Genomic DNA, 18,129 nt, shown 5'->3' with positions numbered 1-18,129 from the left:
AACTACTTCCAAATTGGCTTTTGCACGAATATATTACAGTTTCTCTCAGAGATAACGACACACCGTTGCAATATAACTCGATTAATACAGCCTATTATTAGGAGTTCTCCATGCCTGTAGCTATTTGGGCTCTAGCCATAGCGACATTTGGGATCGCTACAACCGAATTCATTGTCGCTGGTTTACTTCCTGAAATCGCAACCGAATTTAGTATTTCAATACCAACCGCGGGGTATATGGTAACCAGTTATGCGCTTGGTGTATTTGTTGGAGCGCCTGTTCTAATCATATTGGGGGGAGGTATAGAAAGGAAAAAGATGCTTTCCATGTTAATGATATTATTTATTATCGGAAATGCACTGACCACCTTTTCCCCAACATTTTATTTGGCAATTATTGGCCGGATTGTGGCCTCCTTAACCCACGGCGCTTTTATGGGAATTGGTGCAATTATTGCTGCTGAGCTAGTGCCAGAAAATAAAAAAACCACTGCTATTGCATTTATGTTTAGTGGAATGACACTGGCTAATTTGGTTGGCATACCACTTGGAACATGGGTAGGAAAAGCGATTTCCTGGCGTATCACTTTTGCAATAATTACGGTTATTGGCATTATCGCATTAGTTGGGATTTTAAAGTTATTACCTAAATTCGAGCAAAAAGCGCCTGCCAGTATTAAAAAGGAATTGCAGGCGTTCACCAATATCCATGTTCTTTTGGCTATGGGGATCACAGTCTTAGGCCCTGCCGCATTTTTTACGACGATTACTTATATCGCGCCATTGATGATCAATATTGCAGGATTCTCTGAAAGCGCAATAACATGGCTCCTGCTGGTGTTGGGGCTAGGGTTTTTCTTTGGCAATATTGTAGGTGGAAAACTTGCAGATAAGGCGATGATGCCATTGTTATATTGGACGTTAGGACTACAATCCTTAATTCTATTTATCTTCTGGGTTTATGGTGACAATCAGTTCGTTGCTTGTTTGAGTATATTTTTAATGGCAGCATTGGGTTTTGCCACCGTATCGCCAATCCAGCGTTTGGTGATGGATAAAGCTCAGGAGGCTGGTGCACCTAATCTTGTTTCCTCTGTCAATATTGGATTCTTTAATTTGGGTAATGCAGTTGGAGCATGGTTGGGGGGTGTAATCATCGCATCTCATTATGGCTATACCTCCCTCAATCTGGCAGGAGGTTTATTAGCCTCACTGGCATTGTTATTAGCTGTCATTTCAGGTTTGCTTGATGGTAAAAGAACTTTGAACGTTGAAAAAAAGCAATCATAAGCATGTGACGAGAGTTACAGCAGTAACTGGCATGGTTAATGCCGGTTACTGTGTCACATCAAACGACAGATTTCAGCTTCCCAACGATAACCTAATCCATAAATGGAACGGATAAAAGATTTATCCCCATCCAGTTGCTCCAGTTTTCGGCGCAAATTTTTAATATGGCTATCAATAGTACGGTCATTCACAATGCGATGATCGTTATAAAGGTTATTCAATAGTTGATCACGGGAAAAAACCCGCCCTGGTTGGCTGGATATAATTTTGAGCAGACGGAATTCAACCGGCGTTAATTCAAGCGCCTGTTCAAAATAACGCGCCTGAAAGTGTTTTTCGTCAATGGTCAGTGCATTTTGCTCACTGATGATCTCTTTCGGACGGTAACAACGGCGTAAGATTGTCTTTACTCTGGCTATCATTTCCCGCGGACTATAAGGTTTACAAATATAATCGTCAGCCCCAATTTCTAAGCCGAGCAGTCGGTCAATTTCTTCCGTTTTTGCAGTCATCATGACAATCGGGATATCTGAAAATTTACGCAGTTCCCGACAGATCGATAATCCGTCAAGACCGGGCAGCATAAGATCAAGCAAGATAATATGAGGGTGGTATTTTTGCACATGAGCGATGACTTCATCGCCACGTTTGAGCCATTGGGTTTGGTAATCTGCGGATTGTAGATAATCAACCAGTAGTTGCCCCAACTTTGGTTCATCTTCAACGATGAGAACAGTATATTGTGTAAGGTGTGTACTCATTGTGTTTCAAGTTCAGACGATGTAATCAACGGTAATTCTACGTGAATTTTAATACCACCTAAAGGTGAGCTTTCTGCATGAATTATTCCATTATGGGCTTCAACAATGTTATAGCAAATCGCCAACCCAAGCCCTGAACCTCCGCTTGCGCGGTTACGGGAAGATTCGCAACGATAAAAACGTTCAAAAACATGCTGGCATTGTTCAACAGTTAATCCAGGTGCACTGTCCTGCATATCCAATATCCATTTTTGCTGATTTGAATATCCACAAATAATGACCTTTCCATGCTCATTGGTGTAACGCAGGCTATTTTCCAGCAAATTATTAAATAATTGTGTTAGCCGATTTGGATCAGCAAGCAGTATTATGTTTTCTTTTAAATTCAATGCTAACGTGATTTGCTTATCTGCAAAACGACCATGATAATTCGCTACGGAGAATTGCAATAATTCACTGACATTAACAGACTCTTTTCTATAAGCTAGCGAACCACGATTAGAAAGGGATAATAAATGTAGATCGTCTACCAGTTTTGTTAAGGTAGTCACTTCCGCAAGCAAGGAATGGATAGTTTCCTGTGTTGGTTTCCGTACACCATCTTGTAAGGCTTCCAGTTCACCACGCAGTACAGAAAGTGGAGTACGCAGTTCATGGGAGATATCGGCCATATAATCACGGCGCATCTGTTCATTTTTTTCCAGCGTGCTGGCAAGTTGGTTAAAATTCATTGCCAATTTACCGATTTCATCTTTACTGGATGGAACGACACGAATGCTGAAATCGCCTGCCGCGAGTTTATGTGTACCTTCCACTAGCCGCTTAACCGGTCTTAAAAGGCCACGTGAGAGAAGAAAAGTGGCGATTAATGCCAATAGGGTGGAAAAACCGACAATAGCCCAACTGGTGAATTGCTGCTGGTGGGCAAAGCTAATATCAGCCTGACGGGTAATTTTGTCTGATGCACTGACAATTACCCAACCGACAATATTATTTTTATAGGTGACCGGTTCGCGATAACTTTCTATCGGAATATCATTAGAATGTCCGACCAAACGATGCATGTGAGTGTCTACAACCCAAAATTGGGGACGCCAACCATGAGGTTTGGTTTTCTGATGAGGAATGTCACTCTGCTCAATCGTACGGATAATTTGAAATATCGCGCGATCATTCTGGGTCAAAAAATGCCAATTGCCATATTGCTGGTATTGTTCTGTCAATGCTTGTGCCAGCATATTTGCCCTATTTTGGCTATTTTGTTTAATGTAGCCAATAAAGCCATGCTGAAAGCTAAGATAAATGCCCCAATGCATTGTGACCAATACCAGCATACAAGTGGCAAAAATTGCCAGAAAAAGTTTACTGCTGATACCCATTTTTATCCTGAATTTCATTCTGGTTCAGCTAGTTGGGTCTACTATCTGAGATGGTGTTGCTTTGCGATGGCGCCATTTTTCACGCAATCGGTCAAAAAACAGATACACCACCGGCGTGGTATATAGAGTGAGAAGTTGGCTTACCACCAGGCCACCAACAATCGTGATCCCCAGCGGGAAACGTAATTCTGCGCCATCCCCATTGCTCAGTACTAAAGGTAAAGCACCAAACAGGGCGGAAAGCGTCGTCATCATGATCGGACGGAATCGCAATAAACTGGCCTGAAAAATCGCTTCCTGAGCACTGAGTTTACCGTTTCGTTGAGCTTCAAGGGCAAAATCCACCATGATAATGGCATTTTTCTTGACAATACCAACCAATAGCATAATCCCAATCATGGCGATTAGGCTGAAGGGAGTATTGAACAGTTCCAGAGCCAGCAAAGCACCTATACCCGCAGAAGGTAGGGTAGAAAGGATGGTCAGAGGGTGAATATAACTTTCATAGAGTACACCGAGCACCAGATAAACAGTGACTATAGCAGCCAGAATCACCATGAGTTGGGAATTCTCACTCTCTTGAAAATCCTGTGCTGTGCCGGCAAAAGAGCTGCGTACTGCTGAAGGAACACCCAGCTCAGTTATTGTTCTTTCTATTGCACTGATTGCATCAGACAGCGTATAGCCTGGTGCCACATCAAAGGCAATGGTAGAAGAAGCTGAAAGTTCTTGATGATAAACGTCCAATGGTGCATTGGCAGGGCGCCATTGGGCAAAGTAGGAGAGAGGAATGCGTTCTCCTTTGCTATTAAGGACGAACATTTTCGCCAATGCACTGGGATCTTGGTTATATTGCGGTGCAACTTCCATGACCACTTTATACTGATTCAAAGGAGCATAAATCGTGGAAACCTGTCTCTGCCCAAAAGCGTTGTTGAGCAAATTATTTGCTTCGGCAACATTGATGCCTAAACGGGCCATCACATCACGATCATAGGTAATTGCTATTTCAGCGCCTTTAGCCTCTTCGTCTTCATCGGCGTTTACATCCACCAATTGAGGTAATTTTTCCAATGCTTTCTTGACGATAGGACTCCATTTGCGCAGTTCGTCAAAATCATCCGACAGCAAATTAAACTGATAAGTCGATTTACCTCCTTGTCCTCCACTTCTCAGATCCTGAACCGGAACTAAATATAGACGTGCACCCGCTTCATTGGTCAGTTTACTTCTTAAGCGGGTGATAACTTGTTGGATACTTTCGCTACGCTCTTTCAATGGCTTTAGCGAAACGAACATAAAGCCCGTATTGATGCTGTCACCACCAGTAAAACCCACGACATTATCGACGGTTGGATCATCATTGACGACCTGCATAAAGCGTTTCATTTTTTCATGCATGGCCTGAAATGAAATGCTTTGATCAGCAACCACAAACCCTAACATTTTCCCAGTATCTTGTTGCGGGAAAAATGTTTTCGGAATGCTGATATAGAGCCAGATATTCAGGACGATAATGCCAACTAATGTCAACAATACCCAGCGAGTATGATTGAGTATCCATTTCAGTGAACGGGCATAGCCTTGTTGAATTCTCAACAATACCTTACCGAATCCCCGTGCCTGTTTCTGGGCATTTTTAGGTGTGGATTTGAGCAGATGTGCACACATCATCGGGGTTAAGGTCAGTGAAACTAACAGAGAAATCCCAATGGCCGTTGCCAAGGTAACAGCAAAATCCCGGAATAATCTGCCGAGTAATTCATCGATCAATACAAGGGGAATAAATACCGCAATAAGTGATAAGCTCATAGCCAGCACAGTGAATCCAACTTCCCTGGTTCCTTTGAGAGCAGCTTGCATGGGTTTTAACCCTGCATTCAAATGGCGGGAAATATTCTCCAGTACCACAATGGCATCATCGACGACAAATCCGGTGGCAATAGTTAACGCCATCAGAGAAAGATTGTTTAAGCTGAAACCACATAAATACATGGCAGTAAAAGTACCAATCAGCGATACCGGAACGGCAATTGCCGGAATCAGCGTAGCCCGGCCAGAACGTAAAAACAGAAATACAACCAAAATAACCAAGGCAACGGCAATAGCTAATGCACGTTTTACTTCTTGCAGAGAAGCGTGAATGGTCGGTGAACGATCCTGAGCAACGTTTAACTGAATATTGGCAGGCAGAGAAGCTCTCAGGACAGGAAACTGATCACGAATGCGTTGAACGGTAGAGATGATATTTGCACCGGCTTCACGGCGGATAATAAGCGAAATTGCAGACTTATTTCCAGACATGCCTGCTGCGCGGATATCCTCGACAGAACTCTGAACATTTGCAACATCCTGCAATCTGACAGGTGCTCCATTATTATAATGAACAATAATTGAGCGGTAACTGTCAGGTGTTTTCAATTCATCATTGGTGTGTAGCTGCCAAATCTGATTATCGGAATCAATATGACCTGTCGGGAGCCGGACATTCGCATTATTGATGGCATTACTGACATCGTTAAGAGAAACACCTTGATTGAAGAGTGCATTAGGGTTTAGTTCAACACGTATAGCGGGTAATGAACTACCACCGACACTGACTTTGCTGACACCTTCTATCTGAGAAATTTTTTGAGCCAATCGGGTGGAAGCAAGATCATACAGTTGGCCCTCACTATAATTGTCTGAGGTGAGGGTTAAGATCATGATTGGGGCGTCTGATAAGTTAGCTTTATGATATCTTGGCTTGTCTGGCATACCAGAAGGTAACAAGCTTTGAGCGGCATTGATGGCGGCCTGGACATCCCGTGCTGCGCCATTGATATCCCGATTGAGATCGAATTCCAGGTAAATATAAGAACTTCCCAGTGAGCTGGCAGAAGACATCTCTTTTACCCCAGATATCCTGCCCAATGCGCGTTCCAGCGGTGTCGTTACGGAAGACGCCATCGTTTCCGGTGACGCACCGGGCATGGAAGCCTGAACTGTTATGACAGGAAAATCAACTTGTGGCAGCGGCGATACAGGCAGCAGGACAAAACTGAGCGCACCACACAGAGTAATGGCTAAACTCAGCAATGTGGTGGCAACTGGCCGCTGGATAAATAGGGCGAAGAATTTCACAGCGGCTCCTGATGATTAACTGAGGATTTATCCAGCCTTATTTGTTTATCTTTCTTATTGTTTTTATTTCGACGGTAGTGTGCTAACTGATCAAACAGCAGATAAATTACAGGGGTTGTGAACAAGGTTAGGATTTGGCTCATAATCAGACCTCCCACCATACTGACGCCTAAAGGACGGCGCAACTCTGCACCAATACCGGTACTCAACATCAGTGGCAGTGCGCCCAGCAATGCTGCCATGGTTGTCATTAATATCGGTCTGAAACGTAACAGACAGGCTTGGTAAATAGCTTCATAAGGAGTCATTCCTTTTTCCCGCTCGGCGGCCAGAGCAAAATCGATCATCATGATGGCGTTTTTCTTGACAATACCAATTAAGAGAATGATCCCAATGATGGCGATAATATCTAGCTCGTACCCGCCAGCCATCAACGCCAACAATGCGCCAACTCCGGCGGTAGGTAAGGTTGATAAGATTGTGACAGGGTGAATAAAGCTTTCGTACAAAATACCGAGCACGATATACATGGCGACAACAGCAGCTAAAATCAGCCAGAGGGTATTACTGAGCGCGTCCTGGAAAGCCAACGTTGCTCCTTGAAATTGGGTAATGATGTCTTTTGGCATTTGGATCGCTTGTTCTGCCTCTTTGACGGCATTGACAGCTTGTTCAAGGGACGAATCTTTCGCTACGTTGAATGAAAAAGTGGCAGCGGGAAATTGTTGTAGATGGTCGATAGACAAGTTCCCCAGCCGCTGTTCGACGGTGGCAATGGTTTTAAGAGGTACCATTTTTCCATCAGTACCGGTCAGATAAAGATGGTTTATCGCTTCCAGCCCCGATGAATTCTTCGTATCTTGCTCAAGGATAACGCGATATTGATTTGATTGAGTGTAAATAGTCGAAATCAAGCGTTGGCCGAACGCGTTATACAAAGCATTATCTACGGCAGCCATAGAGATCCCAAAACGGCTGGCCATATCCCTATTCACATCAAGGTAAGCCACTAGCCCCTGATTTTGCCAATTGTTACCGATATCTATCAATTCTGGTCGTTGTTTCAGCGCATATTGCAATTTGGGAACCCATATAGCGAGTTCATCAAGTGAAGTCGCTTGCAACGTAAATTGGTATTGCGTGCGTGATATTTGGGTATCAATAGTCAAATCCTGGGTTGGTTGCAGGTACAATTTGACGTCAGGGACTTTAGCAATCCGCGTTTGCAGGCGTGGGATCACCTCGTCAATACGGTCGTCACGCTGGCTGAGTGGTTTCAACGTGATTTGAAGACGTGCATTATTCAATGTTGGATTGTTACCATCGACACCAATAAAGGTAGTGACATTGTCCACGGCAGGATCTTTTAATAACAGAGCCGTAACTTGTCGTTGCTTATCTGCCATTGCATTGAATGAAATGGATTGTGGTGCTTCCAGTGTGCCCTGAATCAGGCCGTTGTCTTGCAAGGGAAAGAATCCCTTGGGGATCATGATGTAGAGTAGGGCGGTCAGAGCCAACGTACCGAATGCGACACCAAGCGTCATCCAAGGGTGATTCAGCACCCGTTTCAGGAAGACAGCATACACGGCAATCATGCGTTCAAAGAAGCGTTCGCACGCCTGTTCGAAGCGATTGTGTTTAATATTAGCTTCGGGTTTCAGCATCCTTGCACACATCATCGGTGTGAGCGTCAATGAGACAACGGCGGAAATTAAAATGGCGACAGCGAGGGTAATGGCGAATTCCCTGAACAACCGCCCGACGATATCCCCCATAAACAGCAGAGGGATCAAGACGGCGATTAGCGAGAAAGTCAGGGAGATAATCGTAAAGCCGATTTCTCCCGCTCCTTTTAGCGCCGCTGCCAGCGGTTTTTCTCCCCGTTCAATGTAACGGGAAATATTTTCTATCACCACAATAGCATCATCCACCACGAAGCCGGTTGCGATAGTTAATGCCATTAAAGTGAGGTTATTGACGGAAAAGCCGCAAAAATACATCACAGCAAATGTACCTACCAGCGAAAGCGGTACGGCAATACTTGGGATCAGGGTTGCCGTGACATTGCGCAGAAACAGATAGATCACCATGACAACCAGTGCAATAGCCAGCAACAGTTCAAATTGAACATCCTTGACTGAATGGCGGATTGAGACCGTACGATCTGTCAGCATTTCCACATTGACAGATTTAGGCAGGCTGTTGATCAAGTCTGGCAACATGATGCGGATATTATCCGTAGTTTCAATAACATTTGCTCCAGGCTGGCGCTGAACATTGATGACGATGGCTGGTTTTTCATTTGCCCATGCGCCCAATTTGCTATTTTCCGCTCCCTGTTCAATGGTGGCGATATCACGTAAGCGAATCGGAGCATTATTTTTATAAGCCACGATTAAATTGCGATAATCATCGATAGATTTCATTTGATCGTTGGAGGATATGGTGATGGAGCGAGTGGGTCCGTCAAAACTGCCTTTTGCCGAATTCACATTGGCTTTCATGATGGCAGAACGGATCACGTCGCTGTCTAATCCTTGTGCAGCCAAAGCCTGTGCGTTCAGTTTCACGCGCACAGCGGGGCGTTGTCCGCCCGCTAAAGTCACCAAACCGACACCACTGACCTGGGAAATACGCTGGGATATGCGCGTTTCTACCATATCTTGCACCTGACTCATTGGCAGGGCATCAGAGGTTACGGCCAGCGTCAATATAGGCGGATCAGCCGGATTGACTTTGCTGTAAATTGGTGGATAAGGCAGATCATCGGGCAATAGATTGCTGGCCGAATTGATCGCCGCCTGTACGTCTTGCTCTGCCACATCCAGAGGCAGGGAGAGCTGGAATACTAACGTGATAACAGAAGCTCCACCGGAACTTCTGGATGACATTTGCTTTAAGCCGGATATTTGACCAAACTGGCGTTCCAGCGGTGCAGTTACAGCGGATGTCATCACATCTGGATTGGCGCCAGGATACAGTGTTACCACTTGAATAGTGGGATAATCCACTTGCGGCAATGCAGAAACTGGCAGCATCCGGTAACCAATTAGCCCAGCCAGCAAGATCGCAATCATAAACAGTGTCGTGGCAACAGGGCGCAGGATAAACAGGCGGGATGGCCCTCCGCCTGTCATTGGAGAATCAGATTGCATCAGGAATTCTCCATCTTACCGTTTGATTGTTCTGGATTTTTCTTATTTTGATCCGCATCGAGTGCTTCGATTGTCAAAGGTTTGACAATCTCAACTTTGGTGCCTTCGGTCAGGTGATCAATACCATCAGTGACGACATGCTCGCCTGCTGACAGTCCACTATTGATGACCGCCAATTGATTATCTTGCAGGCCTGCAACGACCTTATGCTTACTGACTTTGTTCTCTTTATCCACTTTCCAGACGAAATTACCGCTATTTCCCATTTGTAATCCAGCCGTAGGGATCACGACGACATCGCTCAGCGTATTGACTTTCATCTGAATATTGACGAATTGATTAGGGAACAACACATTATTTTGATTATTGAATTGGGCCTTCATCTTGATCGTGCCAGTAGTAACATCAATTTGATTATCGATACTGATGAGTTGTCCTTGTGCTAAGGGCTGCTGATTATTGCGATCCCACGCAATGACAGCCACATTTTTATGATCTTTTTGCGCTTTTAACACAGCACCAATATCGTTTTCAGGCAGGGAAAACACGACATCAATAGGATCGACTTGCGTAATGACCACGATTGGCGTTGCTCCTCCACCAGATATGTAGTTGCCGATATCAATGCGTTTTAATCCGACGCGACCGGAAATCGGTGCTGTAATACGGCTATATGCCAATTGCAGTTTGGCTTCGTCAATATCTGCCTGGTCGGCCTGTAAGCTGGCTTCGCTCTGGCGAACCAAAGAAATTTGTTTATCCAGATCTTGCTGAGAGATAAGTTTGCTTTTCGCCAATTGCTGAAAACGGAGTAAATCCTGTTTAGTGTTGGCTAATGTTGCTTGATCTTTGGCATATTGTCCCTGTGCTCTTGTCAGTTTGACTTGAAAGGAACGAGGATCGATTTCTGCCAGCAAATCCCCTTTTTGGACGTATTGACCTTCATTAAAATGCAGGGCTATTAATTGACCTTCCACCTGGCTGGTGACAGTGACGGTATTTGCCGCCAGAACCGTTCCTAATCCTCCTAAGTAATGGGGTATCGATTTGATTTCAGCCGCCGCTACTTGCACTGGTGGTTGAGCGGGATTAGGTAAACTCTGTTTTGATTCTGAATTCTGAGAGTCACCTGCTGATGAAGGTACGTTGAAGTATTTCCACGCAAAGAAAACTACCCCGACGATCACGGCTAGCACCGCAGCGAGTCGGAAAAAGTAGGAACGGCTTTTATTATTCATTTGCTCGACATTCTCTTAGTGTTATAGCGGTAACCAATCATGCGGCATCTTATGCTAAGTTAGATGCAAGAATATATTATTAGTGTAACCAACAGGAATTCGTCAATAATGAAGAAAATATGGAGGTTATGTCAAAAAGATAATGTTTCTGGTAGTGTTTTTCCATGGTATTTGTGATGAGGTATCCAATAGGGTACAGGGAATTATGTTAAGAGGATTTGTAAAATCGCAAGATAAATCATCACTATGATTAATGACGGCGATTATAAAGACATTATTTATTATTTGTCGCCACCATATAATCGCAGGAACGTCTTTAATTGAATTAAACTAAAAATAGCGTTGCCAATCCCAAAAAGATAAAAAAGCCACCTGTATCGGTAATTGCAGTAATCATTACACTGGAGCCGATGGCGGGATCTCTTCCCAATTTCATCATAATAAACGGGATTAGGACTCCCATCAGCGCAGCCATCAGTAGGTTTAATATCATTGCCATTGTCATGACTCCCCCCATAGCAAGGTCACCATAGAGCAAATAAGTGATGACGCCCATGATCCCTCCCCAAATAATGCCGTTGATAAAGGCAACACCAAGTTCCCTTAATAGCAGATAAGAAAAACTCCCCGTCTGGATTTGATGGAGTGCGAGTGCGCGGACGATCATGGTGATGGTCTGGTTACCGGTATTGCCACCAATGCCTGCTACGATGGGCATTAAAGTTGCAAGAGCAACGAGTTGGGAAATAGTATGCTCAAAGAGCCCGATAACTCGTGATGCCACGAATGCGGTGCACAAATTGATGGCAAGCCATGTCCAGCGGGTTTTGACGGCCTGACCAACCGGAGCAAAAACATCTTCTTCGCGGCTTAAGCCCCCCATGCGGCGAATATTGGTATCAGTTTCTTCACTTAAGGTATCAACAATATCTTCAACAGTCAGGCGTCCCATTAGGCGCCCGTTATTGTCTACCACGGCGGCAGAAATCAGGTCATAACGTTCAAATGCACTGGCGGCATCTTCACCTTTTTGCTCTGGTAAGAAAGTAACGGTATCCGTGTTCATGACTTCGGAAACTAATTTATCCGGTACGTTTATCAGCAAAGCAGTGAGTGGCAGCTCTCCCTGTAGACGATTTTTGCGGTCAATAACAAAGATCTTATCTGTTGTTTCAGGAATGGCGTATCGGGAACGTAAAAAGCGCTGAACGGTGCCGAGTGTAACGTTGCTTCGTACTGTCACGAACTCGAAATCCATCATTTGGCCGATACTGTCTTTGTGGTACTGCAATACTTCTCGGATACGATTGCGTTGGCCCGGCTCTAAATAGGTCAGCAAGCGTCGAGTGGTATCACGGGGAAGATGTTCTGCAATATAAGCTTGTTCATCTACGTGCAGTTTACCGATGGCACGTAACAGCTCAACTTCAGTCATATCCTTGATTAGATTATCCCAAACGGGAATGGAGGCTTCTACCAGAACCTCACCGCGCTGGTTATTGTCGATCAAGCGCCATAAAGCGAGACGTTCATCATAAGGTAAGGCTTCCAGAATGTCGGCAATATCGGCGGCATGTAGGCTGGTCAGCAGCGCGCTGACTTCCTCTATTTTCTCCAATAACTGTTCGTCACTGATTGCTGAATGTTCATCAGCCTGACCTAATAATGTATCGACAAATAACTTATCGTGGGTAAATAGAGAAAGCAGGCGTTGACGAATATGTGCCAGTTTTTGGGAATGCTGGTTGGCAATAGTTGGAGTATCAGGTGTAAAGGTCGATTGTGACATAGTAAACCTTTAAGGCAGAAAATAGGGCTAACAACCGGCGATTGCAATAATATCGCCATAAATTTAACAGCTATTGGGTATTATATTCTGTTTTCGAACCAGTTGGAGGCGTCACCAATTGCTGCTGGGTTTGCTGATGATGCTCCAATGCTGCCATAAATGAATAGATAAAGCGCCCAAAGAAAATAAAGAAGCTGATAAACAGTACTAATTTTATAATTTGAACAGTTTTCTTTTTCTTTTTCATAACGCGATATCGTTAAGTCGATTCCTCTTCAATGTGTAAGTGCCAGCCAGCCACATCATTCCAGTAGCTTTGCTCTTGCTCCAAATCGAGCAACACAAGCGCATTTTGTTTTAGATAGTTTTTAGGTAAGTAGAGCGTCCAATGACTATGATCAGTTTCTAGCTTTAGTGTATCCGGTGTCGTGGTAGCCTGGCGTTGGTTATTCAACAAGGTTGCCAATCGCAATATTTTAAGCATGGGAAGATACTGTTTTTTCTTAAACAGATAGAAGCGGGGATGTTCATGTACTTTAACCGCTTTGCGGTGGTAACGTACTAATGTTGCCAGCAACGATTGCTGCTCTTGGGTAAATCCTGGTAGATCGGTATTTTGCAGGATGTAAGCTGAATGCCGTTGCAATCCACTCAGATTGATGCTTAAACCGACTTCATGCAGCATGGCTGCCCACAGTAGAATGGATTCCAGTTGTGGATGTATTCGTTTGGGATTTTGCTCTGCCCATTGGTCATAAAGGTTTTTGGCGGTACTCCAGACGCGGGCTGCTTGTTCTCGATCGATATTATAGTGTTTGGCAAGGCTTTTGGCAGTTCGTTGGCGAATATCTTGATGGCGGAAACGATCTTCCATTTCATACAGTACACCTTCCCGCAATGCGCCATGAGACAAGCGGAGTTCTTGAATATGTAAGGCATCAAAAATACCGCACAAGATTGATAATCCAGGAACAAAAGTTTGTTTACGGTCATTAGATAATCCAGGCAATTCCAGCGCCTTGAAATTTTTGTATTTCAGGACACGTTTCACCAGCATGTTTAGGCGCTCTGGGGTGATCAGGCCATCTTTCTCACCCAATTCGACCAATAGTTCGTGTATTGCCTTGATCGTTCCCGACGCACCTAAAGCAAAATCCCAGCCTTTTGTCCGAAATTGCCAGACGAGATTTTCCAATTTTTGCGCCGCCTGGAGTCGTGCCTTGCGAAAATTAGGCTCATTAATGATACCGTCTGGAAAGAACTGGCGAGAAAAACTGACACACCCCATACGACGGCTTTCAATCAATAGAGGTTCAAAGTCTTCACCAATGACCAATTCTGTCGAGCCGCCGCCAATATCAATCACCAATTTCCGGCCTTTTTCTGGCTGTGTATGCTCAACCCCCATGAAAATCAGGCGAGCTTCTTCATGACCAGAAATAATTTCAATGGGATAGGGGATAACTTCTTTTGCCTGTTGCAGAAATTGTTGTACGTTGGTCGCTTCACGTAAACTATGCGTTCCCACCAAACAGACATTACCTGCGGAAAAGCCTTGCAATCGCTCAGCAAACAGAGCGAGGCATTTCAGGCCGCGGTTTATGGCTTCTTCGCTTAACTCATTTTTATTGTTTAAACCATCAGCAAGATAAACCCGTTTCTTTAAACGCCCAATAACCTGTAATGCACCGTTTACGATACGGGCGATGACCATGTGAAAGCTATTGGAACCCAAATCAATAGTGGCAATTTCTTGCGGTTTGGGCATTGGGGTATCGTGTTTCAACGGCATAGATCAGGCTCTTGGTTCCGGTTGTTCAAGGTTTTTCAAATAATCATAAACAGCAAGCTGTGCGCGGATTTTACGCTTATTTCCTCGCGGAACATAGCGATTGCTCAATTCCTTATCGATATATCGTGCCTTGACGGTATCACTGAATTGTAGTTCAAGGATATCCATAACTTGTTGTTTTAGCCCGGGGTCGAGCAGACAAACTGCCACTTCAATGCGATAGTCAATGTTACGGGTCATCCAATCGGCTGAAGAAAGGAAAACTTTTTCATTGCCTTTGTTGATGAAAACATAAACGCGATCATGTTCCAGGAAACGATCCACAATACTGGTGACTTGAATGTTTTCACTAAAGCCAGGTTGATTGGGAATCAAAGAGCACATCCCTCGCACCAGAATGCGGATCTTGACGCCAGCTTCAGAGGCATCATACAGGCGATCCACCAACTCCTTATCTACCAGGTTATTGATTTTCAGAGTGATGCCTGCCAATTCACCGGCTTGTGCATTTTCGATTTCCTGAGTAATCAGTTGATTGAGCATAGCCCGCGAATTTTGGGGCGATACCATTAAATTATCAAATGTGACGGGCCGATAAGGGTTTTCAATAAAGTTAAACACTCGGCGAACTTCATTGGTGACTTCAGGTTTAGCGGTCAGCAGAGAATAATCGGTATAGAGCCGCGCCGTTTTTTCGTTGAAATTTCCTGTACCAATATGGGCATAACGGATAATTTCTTCCCCTTCCAGACGCGAAATGATGAATAGTTTTGCGTGAATTTTCAGGCCAGGAGCGGAGAAGATAACATGTACACCTGCTTCAGTGAGGCGTTTCGCCCAATGAATGTTAGCTGCTTCGTCAAAACGTGCCTGCAACTCCACCACGACAGTGACTTTCTTGCCGTTGTATGCGGCGTGGATCATGGAGTCAATAATGCGTGAGTCTTTTGCGACGCGGTAGATATTAATCTTAATCGAGAGCACACTGGGATCGAAAGAAGCCTGACGCAGCAATTCCAGCACATGTTCGAATGTGTGATAAGGATAATAAAGCAGAACATCTCTTTCACGGATAGCGTCGAATCCGTTGCGGAAATGGTCGAACCAAGTATGGCGCAGTCGCGGCATCGGTTTATTCTGGAGATTCCGATTTCCTTCATTGGGGAATTTGATGAAATCTTTAAAGTTATGATAACGGCCACCTGCAATCACCGAGTCATCATTGGATAGCCCCAGCTTGCTACGCAGTAGTTCCACCATTTCGTCAGACATATCACGCTGATAGACAAACCGTACAGGCTCTGCTGTCAGTCGCTGTTTCAGCGTGGAAGACATCAATTCCAGCAGGCTGGATTCCATCTCTGTTGCCAGATCATATTCGGAATCACGGGTCATTTTCATCGAATAGACGTTCAACGTGTCGTAATCGAAAAATCCTTTGAAAATTTCATCCAGCGTGTAACGCAGAATATTATCAAGTAATATCATTGACTTGCGTTTTTTTGGCATCTCTGGAGGCAGATTGACGAAACGCGGGACTTTATCTGATGGAATTTCTAACAAAGCATACTGCGTTTCTTGCCCATGAATAATTTCAACGGCCAAATAGGTGTAATCATCTTTGAGAAACTCAACTAAATTAGTTTCTGGGTTGATGACGATGGGTGTGATATGTGGTCGCAAATGCTGGCGAAAATATTGCCGCAGCCAGATTTGTTGATTCGGGGATATCTGCCGTTCATTGATCAAGAAAATCTGATTACGTGCCATTTCCAGCAGTAGATCGTTATAGAGGGCATCGAATTCTTGATCGATCTTGGCAACCTTAGTCTGAATCTTTTTCAATAATTGGCGGGCAGTAGTGGCTGAACCTTGTTCTTCACTGATAAGAATACGCCGCTTTACATCGGCAAAGCGCACTTTATAAAACTCATCTAAATTATTGGAGTAGATCCCTAAAAACCTCATTCTTTCAATCAGCGGGTTACTTTTGTCAGCCGCTTCCTGAAGTACACGTTCGTTGAAAGAGAGCCAACTGAGTTCTTTCTCGGTATAAAGACGATCGTGGGACATTACTACTCCTTACTACTCCACTGAGTTTTTCACTTAGTTTAAGGGTTGGCGTTTAACGAGTCGATGTGCTGGTTTGGGCTTCACGGGTTTTATTGGCGAAATAGTGGTGCTGGAAAGTACACATCCTGATAGCTGTATGATAAGAACCGTTTACAAAAAACTCATCGATTAATTCACCTTCAGTATAGAATCCCAATTTATTGTATATATGAATTGCTTTCGTATTCTCTTTATCAACAATCAGATACAACTTGTAAAGATTTAAGACAGCAAAAGCGTATTCCATTGCAAGTTTGACAGCTACCGCTGCGTAACCTTGTCCTTGATAAGCTGGGGCGATGATAATCTGGAATTCTGCGCGACGGTGGACATAATCAATCTCAACCAGTTCCACCAAACCGACTTTGGAATTCAGGCTTTCTATAATAAAACGGCGCTCACTTTGGTCATGAATATGCTTATCATAGAGGTCGCATAATTCAACAAAGGCTTCATAAGGCTCTTCAAACCAGTAGCGCATAACGCTGGCGTTATTATCGAGTTGATGAACAAAAGGAAGATCTTCTCGTTCAAGAGGACGTAAATTTACCGATGGATTTTCCGAACCACTGGACATTGGATACCTCAGTGTTTTGTGGTGAAATTTATAGGGTATAAGTGTATTTGATGTTGAATAATGTTCGAATAAATAATCATTGCCAGGTAAATCAATCCAAAATAGCAACTTACAGCAAAGTGTTACTGGAATATAGCACTTAAAAAATATTATAACAAAATCTGCTAACACAGAGCCGTAAGTTGAAGCCAGCGGGTTAAATTATTCTGATGCGTAACCTTGTGGCGGCAGAACCTTGCCATCCATAATTGCGTTATTGCTTTCCATCATCAAACGTTGATCTAAAAACCAGCTGATGACCAGAGGATAAATATGGTGTTCCTGGGTTTGTACACGCCCGATGACTTCTTCTTCTTTATCCCCCGCAAAAATCGGCACCTTAGCCTGTAAAATAATAGGGCCGCCATCTAATTCTTCAGTCACGAAATGGACGGAAGTGCCATGTTCTTTATCACCGTTCTCAATGGCTTTCCGATGGGTATGCAGACCGGGATATTTAGGCAAGAGAGAAGGGTGAATATTGAGCAGGTGTCCATAATAGTGCTGGACAAATTCGGGTGATAAGATCCTCATGTAACCTGCTAAGACCACTAAATCGGGTTCATATTGGTCAATGGCTTTGAGTAGGGCGATATCATAATTTGTACGATCCGCATAAGCTTTCGGGTTGATAAAGTAGGCAGGGATATCTGCTTGTTCAGCACGTTGCAAGCCATAGGCATCGGCATTATTACTGAAAACGGCAGCAATATATCCATTAATTCGGTTTTGTTGGCAGGCATCTATGATGGATTGAAGATTGCTGCCATTGCCGGAGACTAAAACGACAATTTTTTTCATAACGGGTTTTCACTGAAGAAATTCATTGATTAATAGGCTCTTCATTTTTCAAGCTACAGCTTTATTAGCTG

General features: G+C 44.0%; 12 protein-coding genes. 1 reads left to right on the top strand and 11 read right to left on the bottom strand.

All coding sequences use genetic code 11. The features are described from left to right. Nucleotides 1-110: 110 nt before the first annotated feature. On the top strand, nucleotides 111-1,289 hold the full coding sequence (locus Xets_RS18170) for an MFS transporter (RefSeq protein ID WP_099131372.1): 1,179 nt from the start codon (nucleotides 111-113) through the stop codon (nucleotides 1,287-1,289). Between the two features lie 53 nt (nucleotides 1,290-1,342). On the opposite strand, the gene baeR is transcribed toward Xets_RS18170, so the two are convergent. From baeR to purN, 11 genes are all read right to left on the bottom strand, one after another. Further along, complete coding sequence (gene baeR, locus Xets_RS18165) at nucleotides 1,343-2,050, bottom strand: two-component system response regulator BaeR (protein WP_099131371.1); 708 nt, start codon at nucleotides 2,048-2,050, stop codon at nucleotides 1,343-1,345. Further along, complete coding sequence (gene baeS, locus Xets_RS18160; protein WP_187652304.1) at nucleotides 2,047-3,435, bottom strand: two-component system sensor histidine kinase BaeS; 1,389 nt, start codon at nucleotides 3,433-3,435, stop codon at nucleotides 2,047-2,049. Before baeS ends, baeR begins: the two co-directional genes overlap by 4 nt. Before the next feature lie 18 nt (nucleotides 3,436-3,453). Further along, nucleotides 3,454-6,552: a multidrug efflux RND transporter permease subunit MdtC gene (mdtC, locus tag Xets_RS18155; RefSeq protein ID WP_187652272.1), complete on the bottom strand. Its 3,099-nt coding sequence runs from the start codon at nucleotides 6,550-6,552 to the stop codon at nucleotides 3,454-3,456. After that, the gene (locus Xets_RS18150; RefSeq protein WP_187652271.1) at nucleotides 6,549-9,710 is read right to left on the bottom strand and encodes an MdtB/MuxB family multidrug efflux RND transporter permease subunit; all 3,162 of its coding nucleotides are present in this window, start codon (nucleotides 9,708-9,710) and stop codon (nucleotides 6,549-6,551) included. Before Xets_RS18150 ends, mdtC begins: the two co-directional genes overlap by 4 nt. Further along, complete coding sequence (locus tag Xets_RS18145; RefSeq protein ID WP_187652270.1) at nucleotides 9,710-10,948, bottom strand: MdtA/MuxA family multidrug efflux RND transporter periplasmic adaptor subunit; 1,239 nt, start codon at nucleotides 10,946-10,948, stop codon at nucleotides 9,710-9,712. The genes Xets_RS18150 and Xets_RS18145 overlap by 1 nt, the downstream gene beginning before the upstream one ends. A 325-nt stretch (nucleotides 10,949-11,273) precedes the next feature. Continuing rightward, complete coding sequence (gene mgtE / locus Xets_RS18140; protein ID WP_099131366.1) at nucleotides 11,274-12,737, bottom strand: magnesium transporter; 1,464 nt, start codon at nucleotides 12,735-12,737, stop codon at nucleotides 11,274-11,276. Nucleotides 12,738-12,807: 70 nt separating this feature from the next. After that, complete coding sequence (locus tag Xets_RS18135; protein ID WP_099131365.1) at nucleotides 12,808-12,984, bottom strand: YfgG family protein; 177 nt, start codon at nucleotides 12,982-12,984, stop codon at nucleotides 12,808-12,810. Between the two features lie 12 nt (nucleotides 12,985-12,996). Beyond that, a complete protein-coding gene (ppx, locus tag Xets_RS18130; RefSeq protein WP_187652269.1) occupies nucleotides 12,997-14,529 on the bottom strand; it encodes an exopolyphosphatase in 1,533 nt (510 codons plus the stop codon). A 3-nt stretch (nucleotides 14,530-14,532) separates the two neighbouring features. Then, on the bottom strand, nucleotides 14,533-16,602 hold the full coding sequence (ppk1, locus tag Xets_RS18125; RefSeq protein WP_099131363.1) for a polyphosphate kinase 1: 2,070 nt from the start codon (nucleotides 16,600-16,602) through the stop codon (nucleotides 14,533-14,535). Between the two features lie 52 nt (nucleotides 16,603-16,654). Then, nucleotides 16,655-17,218, bottom strand: a complete 564-nt coding sequence (gene speG, locus Xets_RS18120; RefSeq protein ID WP_099131362.1) for a spermidine N1-acetyltransferase — start codon at nucleotides 17,216-17,218, stop codon at nucleotides 16,655-16,657. A gap of 201 nt (nucleotides 17,219-17,419) precedes the next feature. Beyond that, nucleotides 17,420-18,058 carry a phosphoribosylglycinamide formyltransferase gene (gene purN / locus Xets_RS18115; RefSeq protein WP_099131361.1) on the bottom strand — a complete coding sequence of 213 codons (639 nt, stop codon included), beginning with the start codon at nucleotides 18,056-18,058 and terminating at the stop codon, nucleotides 17,420-17,422. Nucleotides 18,059-18,129: the final 71 nt, after the last annotated feature.

It is taken from the genome of Xenorhabdus sp. TS4, from assembly GCF_014467265.1.
Lineage (GTDB): Bacteria > Pseudomonadota > Gammaproteobacteria > Enterobacterales > Enterobacteriaceae > Xenorhabdus > Xenorhabdus ehlersii.
This window is presented reverse-complemented; position numbering and strand designations above follow the sequence as displayed.